Raw genomic sequence first — 12787 nt, 5'->3', positions numbered from 1 at the left:
AGCTCACCCACGCTGCGCCTCTGCCTCTTCATGGGCATGGCGCAGCCGCTCCCGACTATTCGTCAAATGCAAGCGCATGGCCGCACGCGCCGCATCCGAATCCTGGCGCGCGATAGCCTCATAAATCTCTTCGTGTTCGCGGCTCAAGCGCCCCATGTAATGCTGCTGGTCATCATGGGCCAGACGCGCCGAATTCAGGCGGGTACGCGGAATGATGCTGGTGCCCAGGTGGGTCATGATGTCGGTGAAATAACGGTTGCCGGTGGACAGCGCTATTTCCAGGTGGAACGCAAAGTCTGACGCCACCGCATCACCCGCATGGGCCGCGCTTTCATTCAAGGCATCGAGGGCCGCACGCATCGCCGCCAGCTGCTCGTCACTGCGGCGCAAGGCGGCCAGGCCTGCCGATTCCACCTCTAGGCTGATCCGCAACTCCAGAATCGCCAACACATCGCGCAACGTCACCACGGTGGCCGGATCGATCCGGAAACCGCTCGGGCTTGGCGTGTCCAATACAAACGTACCGATGCCGTGACGCGTCTCCACCTGCCCCGCCGCCTGCAAGCGCGAGATGGCCTCGCGCACCACGGTACGACTCACACCATGGGCATCCATGATCGCCGACTCAGTGGGCAGCTTGTCGCCACGCTTGAGCTGGCCGTCGCGGATTTGTTCGGACAACACCGTGACCAATTCCTGGGCAAGGCTGCGGCGCTTGCGGGGCAGACGTGGGGCGGCGTTGGCGTTTTCCATGATGGATCATCTTTCTCGGCTAACTGAAGACGCATCATAGCCCATGGCGGTTGTACGATCACCGTTCCTGTCGAGACTTTCACTTCTGCGCGGCAGGCAAAAAAATGCCCCGGCAACCGCCGAGGCATTTTTCAGGCTCGCCCGAAGGCAACAGCCGCTTACTTCACCACTTTCAAGCTCGGCCGGCCCGTAGGGCGCGGTGGCTCGTTATCAGGTGGCGGCACATCATCGCCGCCTTCGCTTTCGATCGTTTCGTCATCCTCGAAAGGCGACTCCAGATCGAACACCATGCCTTGGCCATTCTCACGGGCATAGATCCCGAGGATGGCGCCAATCGGCACAAACAGCGTATGCGGCACGCCACCGAAACGCCCTTCGAAGCTGACCGCTTCGTTGTCCATGTGCAGGTGGCGCACGGCACTGGGCGATACGTTCAATACAATCTGTCCGTCACTGGCAAAACCCTGCGGAACCTGCACCGCAGGAAATTCGGAATTGACCAGCATGTGCGGGGTGCAATCGTTGTCCACAATCCACTCATAGAGCGCGCGGACCAGGTAGGGTCGACTGGAGTTCATCAGCGGCTCCTTAAGCCTTAGCGCATATCGCGTTCGACACCAGACAGACTCGCCTGGAAAGCCTCACGCGCAAACTGGCGCTCCATGTAATCAAGCAGCGGCTTGGCAGGCCGCGGCAGTTCAATGCCCATAATCGGCAAGCGCCAGAGTATGGGTAATAGGCAGCAATCCACCAAGCTTTGTTCCTCACTGAGGAAAAAAGGCTTGTCGGCGAACAGTGGCGAAACGCCGGTCAGGCTTTCGCGCAATTCCTTGCGCGCCACGACACGGGCCGGCTCTTTGCTGCGTGAATCCAGAATCACATCCACCAGCCGGCACCAGTCACGCTGGATCCGATGGATCAGCAGGCGGCTGTTGGCGCGCGCCACCGGGTACACCGGCAGTAAAGGCGGATGCGGGTAACGCTCATCCAAGTATTCCATCACCACGGTTGACTCCCACAACGCCAGGTCACGATCGACCAGGGTGGGCAAGCTGCCGTAAGGGTTCACTTCGATCAGTTTCGGCGGCTGACGGCCCGCTTCCACACTGATGATCTCGGCGCTGACACCCTTCTCTGCGAGCACGATGCGTACTCGGTGGGAATAGTGGTCGGCGGGGTCGGAGTAACAGGCCAACCGGTTGGTCACGCCCATGGCGGTCCTCCTCGCTTGTTGAAATTATCGAAAGCTCAAAAACGAGCGCGCCCAGGGAGCATCTCTGTAACGTCTGGAACAACCGACGCTACGTGTTCAGAGATGCCGCTGGGCGCGCAAGATTAACAGCAATTGCTTACGGTTGGATCAATGCACATCCTTCCAGTACTCGCGTTTGAGCAGATAGGCGAATACGAAGAAGAAAGCCAGGTACAGCAAGACGTAGGTACCGATGCGCTGATGCTGCAGTTTGACCGGGTTGGCCGAGTAGGCCAGGAAGGTCACCAGGTTCTTGACCTTCTCGTCGAACTGCTCTTCATTCAGCGTACCGGTCTTGGGTACGATAGTCAGTTGATCGCACGCCTCATGGGTCAGCGGCGTGCCGGTCAACGGATCATATTGCTTCTTGCCGTCTTCAACGACCTGGACTTGCTTGCATCCTACCACTTGGCGCCCCTGCAGGCCGACCAGAACGTTAGGCATGCCGACGTTCGGGAACACTTTGTTGTTCACGCCCCAAGGGCGGGCGGGGTCTTCGTAGAAGGATTTGAGGTAGCCATAGAGCCAGTCGGTGCCACGTACGCGCGCCACCAGGGTCAGGTCGGGCGGTGCTGCGCCGAACCAGGCCTTGGCGTCTGCCGGTTTCATGCCGATGTTCATGTGGTCGCCGATCTTGGCTCCGGTGAACACCAGTTTCTCCAGCATCAACTCATGGGGGATGCCCAAGTCATCGGCAACCCGCTCGTAGCGCTGGAACTTGGCGCTGTGACAGCCCATGCAGTAGTTGGCAAAGGTACGTGCACCATCTTGCAAAGCGGCTTTATCGGCGACATCGATGTCGACTTTTTCCAGTTCCGCGCCATGCTCGGCAGCCAAAGACAGAAGCGGCAGGGCCGCAAGCACTAATGCAGCAAATAATTTTTTCATCAGCCAGTCACCCTTTCCGGAACCGGTTTGGTCTTCTCGAGCCGGGTGTAGAACGGCATCAGAATGAAGTAGGCGAAGTACAGGAAGGTGCAGACCTGCGACAGCAACGTGCGCTCAGGGGTCGGCGCCAATACGCCCAGCACGCCCAGGATCACGAATGCAATGCAGAACACCCACAGCCAGATCTTGCTCAGCCAGCCCTTGTAGCGCATGGACTTGACCGGACTGCGATCCAGCCACGGCAGCACGAACAGCACCGCGATCGCCGCGCCCATGGCGATCACGCCCATGAGTTTGTCGGGGATCGCACGCAGGATTGCGTAGAACGGCGTGAAGTACCAGACCGGGGCAATGTGCTCGGGCGTCTTGAACGCGTTGGCTTGTTCGAAGTTAGGCTTCTCGAGGAAATAACCACCCATCTCCGGGAAAAAGAACACGATCGAGCAGAACACGAAGAGGAACACGACCACGCCGACAATGTCTTTCACGGTGTAATAAGGGTGGAATGGAATGCCATCGAGCGGGATGCCGTTCTCGTCCTTATGCTTCTTGATGTCCACGCCATCCGGGTTGTTGGAACCCACTTCATGCAGCGCCAGGATGTGCAGCACCACCAGGCCCAGGATCACGATCGGCAAGGCGACAACGTGCAAGGCAAAGAAGCGGTTCAGGGTAATACCGGAGATCAGGTAGTCGCCACGAATCCACTGGGTCAGGTCGTTGCCGATCACCGGGATCGCCCCGAACAGCGAGATGATTACTTGGGCGCCCCAGTACGACATCTGGCCCCACGGCAGCAGATAGCCCATGAAGGCTTCGGCCATCAGCGCCAGGTAGATCAGCATGCCGAACACCCACACCAGCTCGCGCGGCTTCTGGTACGAGCCGTAGAGCAAGCCACGGAACATGTGCAGGTAGACGACGATGAAGAACGCCGACGCGCCGGTGGAGTGCAGCAGGCGCAGGATCGAGCCGTACTCGACGTCACGCATGATGTATTCGACGGAGGCGAACGCCTCTTCCGCAGACGGCGTGTAGCTCATCGTCAACCACACACCGGTGACGATCTGGTTGACCAGCACCAGCAGTGCCAGGGAGCCGAAGAAGTAGAAGAAGTTGAAGTTTTTTGGCGCGTAATATTTGCTGAGATGGTCTTCCCACATCTTGGTGGCGGGGAAACGCGCATCCACCCAATCCATGAACTTGCTCATCACGCGTTCTCCTTATCGAGGCCAATGACAATGAGGTCGTCAGTTTCGTAGGTATGCGGAGGAACCGGCAGGTTCAGGGGCGCGGGCTGAGACTTGTAGACACGGCCGGCAAGGTCGTAATGGGAACCGTGACACGGGCAGAAATAACCGCCTACCCAATCCTTGCCCAAGTCGACAGGGGCGACTTCCGGGCGGAAGGTGGGTGAGCAACCCAGGTGGGTACACAGACCTACCAGCAACAGGATCTCTGGCTTGATCGAACGCACTTCGTTCTTGGCGTAGGCGGGCTGGTCGGAATTCTCGGATTTAGGGTCAGACAACTGGCCTTCGATCTTTTTCAGATTCCCCAGGATTTCCTCGGTACGACGAACAATGAATACCGGCTGGCCGCGCCATTCAGCAATCATCTGCTGCCCTGGCTCGATCTTGCTGACATTCACCTTCACCGGTGCACCTGCGGCTTTCGCCTTGGCACTGGGAAACCATGACCCCACGAACGGGACCGCAGCCCCCACCGCTCCTGCAGCACCCACCACGGATGTGGCTGCTACCAAGAAGCGACGCCGGCCTGCATTCACGCCGTCATTGCTCATTCAGTCCTCTCCCATCAGCTTTTTGGCCTGTTAAATCAGGCGTCTACTAAGTGTTGAATCTTTACTTATAAAAATTTTGACGGATGGTAATGAAAAGCCCCACGGATGACAAGGGAATTGCCCAGGCCACCACCCCAGGCCTTGTAGTATAGGGGGTCTGTGGATGTGGCAAGTTGTCACGGCGAAAAATGTGCATAAATCGCAGGCAATAAAAAACGCCCAGCTCCGTGAGGAGGCTGGGCGTTTTTGTGGAACGTAAAGCGAATTAACGCTTCGAGTACTGCGGACGCTTACGCGCTTTACGCAGACCGACTTTCTTACGTTCAACTTCACGAGCATCGCGAGTAACGAAGCCAGCTTTGCGCAGAGCGCCACGCAGGGTTTCGTCGTACTGCATCAGAGCGCGAGTGATACCGTGGCGGATTGCGCCAGCTTGACCACTTACACCGCCACCGATAACGGTGACGTAGATGTCGAACTTTTCAACAGTCTCGGTCAGTTCCAGCGGCTGACGAACTACCATGCGGGCAGTTTCGCGGCCGAAGAAATTTTCCAGAGTGCGGTTGTTGATCGAGATGTTACCAGTGCCCGGACGCAGGAAAACGCGTGCGGTTGCGGTTTTGCGACGGCCAGTGCCGTAATTTTGAGTCGCCGACATAATGAACTATTCCGTTAAAACTTCAGTTCTTGGGGCTGCTGAGCAGCATGAGGGTGTACAGCGCCCGCATAGACTTTCAGCTTGCGAAACATATCGCGACCCAGTGGGCCCTTAGGCAGCATGCCTTTGACCGCGATTTCGATCGGGGCTTCAGGCTTCTTGGAGATCAGGCCTTCAAAGTTGGAAGACTTGATACCGCCTGGGAAACCGGAGTGACGGTAGTACATTTTGTCTTGCGCTTTGTTGCCGGTAACACGTACCTGCTCAGCGTTGATGATGACAATGTAGTCACCGGTATCAACGTGCGGGGTGTATTCAGGCTTGTGCTTGCCACGCAGACGGCTGGCGACTTCAGTGGCCAGACGACCCAGGGTCTGACCAGCGGCGTCGACGACAAACCAGTCGCGCTGAACTGTTTCCGGTTTTGCAGTAAAAGTTGTCATTCTTTAATAGCCTCAGGGGCCGCCCTGTAAATTAGACGGCGGATCTTACTGAATAGTGCGTACTTTGACAAGGTCAAAGGCAGCCGGATACAGACGCTATCGGGGGCTCGGGTCAGCGCGTCCGTTCAACGGCAAGATTCTTCGGCAGACGGCGCATCACTTCCACTGCAGAAAGAGGTGGGCAATTATGCAGATTGCGAAAAAAAATTCAACCTGCTTTTATGAATGTTTTCCCCTGAAGGAGTACCCGATGGATTATCGACAGCTGGGCCGGACCGATCTGAACGTAAGCGCGATTGCCTTGGGCACCATGACCTGGGGCGAGCAGAACAGCGAGCCAGAGGCCTTCGCACAGATCGAACGGGCCAAGGCCGCGGGCATCAACTTCCTCGACACGGCAGAAATGTACCCGGTACCGCCCAAGGCCGAAACCTACGCCACCACCGAGCGTTATATCGGTAATTACTTCAAGAACCGTGGCGATCGCGCCGACTGGATCCTCGCCAGCAAGATCGCTGGCCCCGGCAACACCATCGACTATATCCGCGATGGCTACCTGCGCCACAACCGCAAGCATATCGTCGACGCCCTCGACGCCAGCCTCAAGCGCCTGCAGACCGACTGGATCGACCTCTACCAGCTGCACTGGCCGGAGCGCAGCACCAATTTCTTTGGCCAGTTGAGCTACAAGCACAAGGACGAAGACGACCTCACCCCGCTGGAGGAAACCCTGGAAGCGCTGGATGAGCAGGTCAAGGCCGGCAAGATCCGCCACATTGGCCTGTCCAACGAAACCCCGTGGGGCACCATGAAATTCCTGGCCCTGGCCGAAGCCCGTGGCTGGACCCGCGCGGTGTCGATCCAGAACCCCTACAACCTGCTCAACCGCAGCTTTGAAGTGGGCCTGGCTGAAATTGCCATCCGCGAACAATGCGGTTTGCTGGCCTACTCGCCACTTGCATTCGGCATGCTCAGCGGCAAGTACGAAGGCGGTGCGCGCCCGGCCAAGGCGCGTCTGACGGAGTACAGCCGTTTCAGTCGTTATTTCAACCCACAGTCGGAAGCGGCGTGCAGCCGTTATGTGGCACTGGCGCGGGAGCATGGGCTGGACCCGGCGCAGATGGCGTTGGCGTTTGTGACGCAACAGCCGTTTGTGACCAGCAATATTATCGGGGCCACGAGCCTGGAGCAGCTGGACAGCAACATTGCCAGTGCTGATTTGAAATTGTCCAAGGAAGTGCTGGAAGGGATTGAGGCGATTCAGAAGGATCATCCAAATCCGGCGCCTTGATTGATCGTTCCCACGCTCTGCGTGGGAATGCCGGCTTGGACGCTCCGCGTCCGCTGCAAGAGCCATGACGCGGAGCGTCATCTGAGGCATTCCCACGCGGAGCGTGGGAACGAGCATCAAAGCGCCCGCGCAATAATCTCCTTCATGATCTCATTGGTCCCCGCATAAATCCGCTGCACCCGCGCGTCGGCCCACGCGCGGGCTATCGGGTATTCCCACATGAAGCCGTAGCCGCCGTGCAGTTGCACACACTCATCGAGCACCTTGCATTGCAGGTCCGTGGCCCAGTATTTGGCCATTGCAGCGGTAGGCACATCCAGCTTGCCTTCCAGGTGCAGCGCCAGGCATTTGTCCACAAACACGCGGCCGATCTGAATCTCGGTGGCCATTTCTGCCAGCTTGAAGCGGGTGTTTTGAAAGTCGGCTATCGCCTTGCCAAACGCCTTGCGCTCGCGGGTGTAATCCAGCGTCCACTGCAACGCCGCTTCAGCGCAAGAGAGCGCGCCAATCGCCACGGTCAGCCGCTCCTGGGGCAACTCCTGCATCAGGTAGGCAAAGCCCATGCCCGCCTGGCCCAGCAGGTTTTCCCTGGGTACGCGTACATCCTGAAAGAACAACTCCGAGGTGTCCTGGGCCTTCATACCGACCTTCTCCAGGCGCTTGCCCTTGTCGAAGCCCGGCGTGTCGGCCTCGACCAGGAACAGGCTGGTGCCCTTGGCGCCGGCCTTGGGGTCGGTCTTGGCCACCACAATGACTAGGTCGGCCAGGTAGCCGTTGGTGATGAACGTCTTGGAGCCGTTGATCACATAGTCATCACCGTCCAGCACCGCCGTGGTCTTGACCCCTTGCAGGTCGGAACCGGCCCCCGGCTCGGTCATGGCAATGGCCGTGACCAGCTCGCCGGAGATCAGTTTGGGCAGATACTTGTGCTTCAACGCCTCACTGCCGTAATGCAGGATGTACGGCGCAACAATGTCCGAATGCAGGGAAAAGCCAATGCCGGTCAAGCCCAGGCGGCTGATCTCTTCGATCACGACCGCGCTGTAAAGGAAATCCGCGCCCAGCCCGCCGTATGCTTCCGGTACGTGCGAACACAGCATCCCCGCCTCCCCCGCCTTGTTCCAGAGGTTGCGGTCGATGTAACCCTGTTTCTCCCACTGCCCATGGAATGGCGCGGCGTCTTTTTCGAGGAAGGTACGCACGCTTTCGCGGAAGAGTTCGTGCTCCGGGCTAAATAACGTTCTGGGAATCATGGCTCACCTGTGAGGATTGTCGGACAAGGACGGGCTCACAGAGCCTATGCCGCGAATGCGTCACGGGACACTGGACACATGCGACAAAAAATAAGACGATCCAGCCGTCTGGTGACCACTTTCCCCTATAAGAATAAATGAAATTATGTCTAACCAAATCTCCACGCCCTTGCGGCGCGTCAGCATCCTGGCCGTCGATCGGGTCTTCGCTTCAACCCTCATGCAAGCCAAGGATTTCTTCCATCTCGCCAGCCTGCGATATGGCAAGCAACAGGGCCTGGGCCTGACGCCCGCATTCGAGACGCGCCTGGTCAGCCCCGACGGGCAATCGGTACGCAGCTTCAGCAATGTGATCATGCCGGTGGACGGCGGCCTGGAAGACGCCGACATCATCGTGCTGCCCGCCTTCTGGGACGACTTCGAGGCCTTGTGCACCCGCTACCCACAGGTACTGCCCTGGCTGCGCGAACAGCACGCCCGCGGCGCCGTGCTGTGCGGAGAAGCCACCGGTGTGTTCTGGCTGGCCGAAGCCGGCCTGCTCGATGGCAAGGAAGCGACCACCTATTGGCGCTTCTTCACCGCCTTCAGCGAACGCTTCCCCAAGGTGCAGCTCAACCAGGACAAGCACCTGACCGACGCCGATAACCTGTATTGCGCCGGCGGCACCACCTCCGCCTGCGACCTCTACATTTATTTGATCGAACGCTTCTGCGGCGCCAACATCGCCCAGGCCGTGGCCCGCGACATCCTGTATGAAGTGCAGCGCAGCTACTCGCCAGGGCGCATCGGTTTTGGCGGGCAGAAGCTGCACCAGGATGTGATCATCCTGCAGATCCAGCATTGGCTCGAAGAACACTTCGCCGACAAGTTCCGCTTTGAAGACGTCGCCCGCGAGCACGGCATGAGCATCCGCAACTTCATGCGACGCTTCCAGACCGCCACCGGCGACAAGCCGCTGCATTATCTGCAACGCCTGCGTATCGAGACGGCCAAGGGCCTGCTGTCGGGCAGCCGCAAGAGCATCAAGACCATCAGCTATGAGGTGGGTTATGACGATGCGAGTTTCTTTGCGCGGTTGTTCAGGCAGCACACGGAGTTGTCGCCGAATCAGTATCGCCAGCAGTTCCAGCAGGCCGCGTGATTAAACAAAATGTGGGAGGGGGCTAGCCCCCGATAGCGGTCTGTCAGTAACAGATGCACTGACTGATCCACCGCATCGGGGGCAAGCCCCCTCCCACACTTTGATCTACATCGGCCTTACGGTTTGTGGCCGCGCGACAGGAATTCGTGGGACTGCATTTCCAGCAAACGACTCAAGGTGCGTTGGAATTCGAAGTTCAAGCGACCGCCCGTGTAGAGGTCCTTGAGCTCGACTTCCGCCGAGATGATCAGCTTGACGTTACGGTCATAGAACTCGTCGACCATGTTGATAAAACGCCGCGCGATGTCGTCGGTGGTCACGCCCATCTGTTCCACACCGCTCAAGATCACCGCATGGAAGATCTTGCCCAATTCGATGTAGTCGTTCTGGCTACGCGGGCCGTCGCACAGTTGGCGGAATTCGAACCATGCCACGTCATCGCAGGTACGCAAGGCGATGATTTCGCGGTTTTCGATCATCAACTTGTCGTTTTCCACGGCTTGGGTGCATTCCGGCGTCAACGCGCGGAAGCTTTTCTTCAGGCTTTCGTGGGCCGCCTCATTGAGCGGGAAGTGGAACAGCTCCGCTTGCTCGAGGTGACGCAAACGATAGTCGACGCCGCTGTCGACGTTGACGATATCGGTGTGCTGCTTGATCAACGCAATGGCCGGCAGGAAGCGTGCGCGCTGCAGGCCATCCTTGTAGAGGCCATCGGGCACGATGTTTGAGGTGGCAACCAGGGTCACGCCGTTCTTGAACAGCTCTTCCATCAAGGTGCCGAGGATCATGGCATCGGTGATGTCGGAGACGAAGAACTCATCGAAGCAGATCACCCGCGCTTCGTCGGAGAAACGCTTGGCGATGATCGTCAGCGGGTTCTTCTCCCCAGGCAGGGTCTTCATCTCTTCGTGCACGCGCTTCATGAAGCGGTGGAAGTGGGTGCGGACCTTTTCCTTGAACGGCAGCGCTTCGAAGAAGGTGTCCACCAGGTAGGTCTTGCCCCGGCCGACGCCACCCCAGAAGTACAGGCCCTTGACCGGTGTGCGGTCTTTCTTGCCAAACAGCTTGCTGAGCATGCCCTGCTTGCTTTGCGAAGCCGCGACCAGGTCTTCGTACAGGCGCTGCAAATGACGCACCGCATTTTCCTGGGCCGCGTCATGGAAGAAGTCAGGGCGTTTCAGATCAGCTTGATATCGTTCTAGGGGCGTCATAATTTCGTTAGCAAGGCAACAAAAACGGGCCGTCACTGTAACGACGGCCCTGGATAATGGCAATCAACCCTTGGTCGGGTTAATCCTCGGAGGGGGTCAGCGCGACGCGCAAGGCGGCGATGGCGGCGTCACGGGACGCGCTGTCGGCGAACTCGGCGCTGTCGGCCACGGCCGCGTCGCCCAGCCATACGCTGAAGCCCAGGGCTTGGGTACGTATGTCCAAGGTACCGCCGCTTTGCAATTGCTTGGTCACCGCGCCCGCCGCCTTGCCGTCGGCGAAGGTGCGCGACAGCAGCAGTTGCTCGCCGTCGGCGGCCAACAGGCGGAAGCGGAAGCTGCCGTCGTCTTCACGAAAGCTTACGAAACGCGCGGCCTTCGCCGCCTTTTTCTTGGGGGCAACCGGCACCGCAGCCTGGTTGACGAACGAACGCAAGCCCACCGCTTCGCGCAGTTCGGCGAGGAACGGTGCCGCCACGGCACGGGCCTTCTTGGCGCCGACCAGCAGCAGATCTTCCATGTCTGACGGGCGCGACATCAGTTGGTGGTAACGCTCGCGCGCTTCACCCAATTGCCCATCCAGCAACTGGAACAGACGATTCTTCGCCTCACCCCAGCCCAGGCCTTGCAGCAGTTCACTGCGCAGCTCTTGCTCCTGGGCCTTGCTCGCAAATGCCTGGTACAGCGTGAACAGGTGGGAGGTGTCCGGGTCCTTCGCCTCGCCGGGCGCGCGCGAGTCGGTGACGATCCGCGAGATCGCCTCCTTCATGTCCTTGGCGCTGGTGAACAACGGGATGGTGTTGTCATAGCTCTTGGACATCTTGCGGCCATCCAGGCCCGGCAAGGTGGCGACGCTTTCTTCGATCAACGCCTCGGGCATGGTGAAGAATTCTTTACCGTTGCCGAACAGATGGTTGAAACGCTGGCCGATATCACGGGCCATTTCCACGTGCTGGATCTGGTCGCGGCCCACCGGCACCTTGTGCGCGTTGAACATCAGGATGTCCGCCGCCATCAGCACCGGGTAGCTGTACAGACCCATGGTGATGCCCGCATCCGGGTCTTCGCCGCTCTCGACGTTCTTGTCCACCGAGGCCTTGTAGGCATGGGCACGGTTGAGCAGGCCCTTGGCGGCCACGCAGGTCAGCAGCCAGGTCAGCTCGGGAATCTCGGGGATGTCGGACTGGCGATAGAACGTCACCCGGTTCACATCCAGGCCACCGGCCAGCCAGGTCGCGGCGATTTCCATACGCGAGCGCTGGATGCGCTGCGGGTCATCGCATTTGATCAGGGCGTGGTAGTCGGCCAGGAAGTAGAAGGAATCGGCATTGGCGTCCTGGCTGGCAAGGATTGCCGGGCGGATCGCACCGGCGTAGTTGCCCAGGTGCGGCGTGCCGGTGGTGGTGATGCCGGTGAGGATACGGGTACGCGTCGTCATGGGTAATCGCTTATCAGACTGCTATCAATTCGAGAGGCGCGGCAGCACCAGATCCTTCAGATCGGTGAGCTTGCCGTGAAAAAAGTGTCCGCATTCTGCCACTTTCAGCAGCTCATGGGGGCGTTTCAGGGCGCCAGACCAGTCGTAAACGACTTGCGGGTCGACCACTTCGTCGGTTTCCGGCTGGATTAGCGTCAACGGGCAATCATGTGGCAGCACATCCGTGTCACGCAGGCGCATCACTGCGGCAGCCACCATGAACAGGTGCGCCAGCTTCTCGCCCTTGGCTTCCAGGCGCCCGCCGAGGCTGGCGGCCACGTAGCCACCGAAGGAAAAGCCCAGCAGGGTGAGCGGTAGATCAGGGTGTTTTTCCCGCAGCCACGTGGCGGCCGCTTCGGCATCGTCAACTTCGCCGCTGGCCATGTCGTGGCTACCGGCACTCGCGCCGACGCCACGATAATTGAAACGCAACGTAATCAAGCCGGCATCGCGGGCGGTGCGTTGCAGGGTCGAGACAACTTTATTGAGCATGGTCCCGCCCTGCACCGGGTTAGGGTGGCAGATCAGCGCCAGGCCGCGTGGGGCGGGGTGATCCAGGTACAGGGCTTCCAATTGACCCACCGGGCCATTGATCAAAACGGGGGTTTCACGCATGAGC

The 12787-nt window shown here is 59.2% G+C and carries 14 protein-coding genes; 2 read left to right on the top strand and 12 right to left on the bottom strand.

Annotated features, from left to right (window positions below):
* Positions 1–3: 3 nt before the first annotated feature.
* From C4J92_RS04505 to rplM, 8 genes are all read right to left on the bottom strand, one after another.
* Entirely contained in the window at positions 4–753 is a 750-nt protein-coding gene (locus C4J92_RS04505; protein ID WP_016971564.1) for a FadR/GntR family transcriptional regulator, read from the bottom strand.
* 158 nt (positions 754–911) lie between these two features.
* A complete protein-coding gene (locus C4J92_RS04500) occupies positions 912–1331 on the bottom strand; it encodes a ClpXP protease specificity-enhancing factor (protein ID WP_124403078.1) in 420 nt (139 codons plus the stop codon).
* A gap of 17 nt (positions 1332–1348) precedes the next feature.
* Positions 1349–1966 (bottom strand): glutathione S-transferase N-terminal domain-containing protein, encoded by a 618-nt coding sequence (locus C4J92_RS04495; RefSeq protein ID WP_124361287.1) that lies wholly within the window; start codon positions 1964–1966, stop codon positions 1349–1351.
* A gap of 147 nt (positions 1967–2113) precedes the next feature.
* Positions 2114–2893: a cytochrome c1 gene (locus C4J92_RS04490; protein WP_124403077.1), complete on the bottom strand. Its 780-nt coding sequence runs from the start codon at positions 2891–2893 to the stop codon at positions 2114–2116.
* Positions 2893–4104 (bottom strand): cytochrome bc complex cytochrome b subunit, encoded by a 1212-nt coding sequence (locus tag C4J92_RS04485; RefSeq protein WP_003171746.1) that lies wholly within the window; start codon positions 4102–4104, stop codon positions 2893–2895. The genes C4J92_RS04490 and C4J92_RS04485 overlap by 1 nt, the downstream gene beginning before the upstream one ends.
* Positions 4104–4697 (bottom strand): ubiquinol-cytochrome c reductase iron-sulfur subunit, encoded by a 594-nt coding sequence (gene petA, locus C4J92_RS04480; RefSeq protein WP_034118089.1) that lies wholly within the window; start codon positions 4695–4697, stop codon positions 4104–4106. Before petA ends, C4J92_RS04485 begins: the two co-directional genes overlap by 1 nt.
* A 265-nt stretch (positions 4698–4962) precedes the next feature.
* Positions 4963–5355: a 30S ribosomal protein S9 gene (rpsI, locus tag C4J92_RS04475; protein WP_003216038.1), complete on the bottom strand. Its 393-nt coding sequence runs from the start codon at positions 5353–5355 to the stop codon at positions 4963–4965.
* 14 nt (positions 5356–5369) lie between these two features.
* Positions 5370–5798 carry a 50S ribosomal protein L13 gene (gene rplM / locus C4J92_RS04470; protein ID WP_003171742.1) on the bottom strand — a complete coding sequence of 143 codons (429 nt, stop codon included), beginning with the start codon at positions 5796–5798 and terminating at the stop codon, positions 5370–5372.
* Positions 5799–6048: 250 nt separating this feature from the next.
* On the opposite strand from rplM, the gene C4J92_RS04465 reads away from it, so the two are divergent.
* Positions 6049–7089 (top strand): NADP(H)-dependent aldo-keto reductase, encoded by a 1041-nt coding sequence (locus C4J92_RS04465; RefSeq protein ID WP_124403076.1) that lies wholly within the window; start codon positions 6049–6051, stop codon positions 7087–7089.
* Between the two features lie 116 nt (positions 7090–7205).
* Here C4J92_RS04465 and C4J92_RS04455 read toward each other — a convergent pair whose 3' ends face one another.
* Positions 7206–8342, bottom strand: coding sequence for an acyl-CoA dehydrogenase family protein (locus C4J92_RS04455; protein WP_124403075.1), 1137 nt, complete (start codon positions 8340–8342; stop codon positions 7206–7208).
* Between the two features lie 220 nt (positions 8343–8562).
* On the opposite strand from C4J92_RS04455, the gene C4J92_RS04450 reads away from it, so the two are divergent.
* Complete coding sequence (locus C4J92_RS04450) at positions 8563–9483, top strand: GlxA family transcriptional regulator (protein WP_177412769.1); 921 nt, start codon at positions 8563–8565, stop codon at positions 9481–9483.
* Between the two features lie 116 nt (positions 9484–9599).
* On the opposite strand, the gene zapE is transcribed toward C4J92_RS04450, so the two are convergent.
* From zapE to C4J92_RS04435, 3 genes are all read right to left on the bottom strand, one after another.
* Positions 9600–10694 carry a cell division protein ZapE gene (zapE, locus tag C4J92_RS04445; RefSeq protein WP_124403074.1) on the bottom strand — a complete coding sequence of 365 codons (1095 nt, stop codon included), beginning with the start codon at positions 10692–10694 and terminating at the stop codon, positions 9600–9602.
* Positions 10695–10773: 79 nt separating this feature from the next.
* On the bottom strand, positions 10774–12129 hold the full coding sequence (locus C4J92_RS04440; RefSeq protein WP_124403073.1) for a tryptophan--tRNA ligase: 1356 nt from the start codon (positions 12127–12129) through the stop codon (positions 10774–10776).
* A gap of 24 nt (positions 12130–12153) precedes the next feature.
* The gene (locus tag C4J92_RS04435; RefSeq protein WP_124403072.1) at positions 12154–12783 is read right to left on the bottom strand and encodes an alpha/beta hydrolase; all 630 of its coding nucleotides are present in this window, start codon (positions 12781–12783) and stop codon (positions 12154–12156) included.
* Positions 12784–12787 lie beyond the last annotated feature (4 nt).

The sequence above is a fragment of the Pseudomonas sp. R3-18-08 genome, assembly GCF_003852065.1.
Classification (GTDB): domain Bacteria; phylum Pseudomonadota; class Gammaproteobacteria; order Pseudomonadales; family Pseudomonadaceae; genus Aquipseudomonas.
Note: the sequence above shows the minus strand (reverse complement) of the source record. Positions and strands in the feature narration are given on the sequence as shown.